Source organism: Bartonella sp. MR168JLCBS, from assembly GCF_042194175.1.
On the sequence record NZ_JBHIMP010000343.1, the window covers coordinates 1 to 741 of the forward strand.

The following is a 741-nucleotide window of genomic DNA, read 5'->3' on the forward strand; positions in this document are numbered from 1 at the left end:
CACCACTCTTTGTTGGTGCAGAATTCAAAAACTTGAAGAAGATGGTGTTATTGAACGTCGTTTTGCTGTTCTTTCTCCAGAAAAAGTAAATGCATATGTCACTGTTTTTGTTTCTATTTGTTTGAACACACATAGCCACGAATGGCTTAAATGCTTTTCAAAAATTGTTCAAAAATTTCGTGAAGTGATCGAATTTTATCGGATAAGTGGAGATATTGACTATTTATTACGTGTCATTGTTCCCAATATTGAGGTTTATGATTTTTTTTACAAAAGATTAATTGCTAAAAAGTTGATATACGTGACGTTTCATCTTCTTTCGCGATGGAACAGATTAAATGCACAACGAAACTATCACTTAACGATATAAAACTGCACGAAAAAACAAGTGAACAAAATTCTTAAAGATTTTTTTTAATCTTTATAATCACGCTGTCATTTTTTTAACGATCAAGTCTTCTTATTTGAATACTGTCATTTGTGGCATGTGTTAAAACAGCAACCTTAACAATACCAGCCGTGCCGGTCCTTTGGCCAAGATTTATCCTCAGATCTAGGAGCGGTTCTTTGTTAATTTTTTCTAAAAGATTGCGGTGTGCTGGCTCCGAGGACCTTTGTCCAATAAGTTTACGATCAAGAACTCTTGGATTCATTTATAAAGTATTGCTGCTGCTGTTGCCACAAAACCATCCAAAATAATCAGATTCTCGCAACTAAGTGGCAGCTACCATAGCGGCAATT

2 pseudogenes are annotated in these 741 nt (G+C 34.8%); one reads left to right on the plus strand and one right to left on the minus strand.

Going from position 1 to position 741, the window contains the following annotated elements:
- Positions 1-405: pseudogene (locus ACFIK8_RS11295) on the plus strand (Lrp/AsnC family transcriptional regulator); the annotation flags it as partial.
- A gap of 55 nt (positions 406-460) precedes the next feature.
- Here the strand turns inward: ACFIK8_RS11295 and ACFIK8_RS11300 are convergent.
- Positions 461-700, minus strand: a pseudogene (locus tag ACFIK8_RS11300) (nicotinate-nucleotide--dimethylbenzimidazole phosphoribosyltransferase); the annotation flags it as partial.
- Between the last annotated feature and the right edge of the window lie 41 nt (positions 701-741).